This window comes from Achromobacter sp. GbtcB20, assembly GCF_019091095.1.
GTDB lineage: Bacteria > Pseudomonadota > Gammaproteobacteria > Burkholderiales > Burkholderiaceae_B > Achromobacter > Achromobacter mucicolens.
The window spans coordinates 1-262 of record NZ_JAGXJZ010000613.1 but is presented as its reverse complement, the minus strand read 5'-3'; the positions used below and the strand labels follow the sequence as shown (position 1 = coordinate 262).

1 protein-coding gene is annotated in these 262 nt (G+C 70.2%); it reads right to left on the bottom strand.

Features of this window, described 5'->3' with window-relative positions; genetic code table 11:
- Positions 1-262, bottom strand: a 262-nt coding sequence (locus KVT32_RS30430; protein WP_217619469.1) for a GIN domain-containing protein, incomplete at both ends; no start/stop codon positions are given.

Here is a 262-nt window from a genome sequence, read left to right as displayed (position 1 = left end):
GGACATCGTCAGGTCGAGCTTGTCCGCCTTCAGTTGGCGCAGGTCGAGGTCGCCGCTGCCGCTGCTGGTCACCAGCAACTCGCGCACCGCGCCGCGCGCCCGCACGTCGCCCGGTCCGTCTGATGCCAGGCTGAAGCGTTCGCCGCCGACCCGTTCGAGTTCGACGTCGCCGCTGCCGCCGGTGCTCAGGCTGCGCAGGTTGGCTGCGCCGATGCGCACCACGACCTGGTCGCCGGTTTTTCCACGTCTTTTGTCCGGGCCG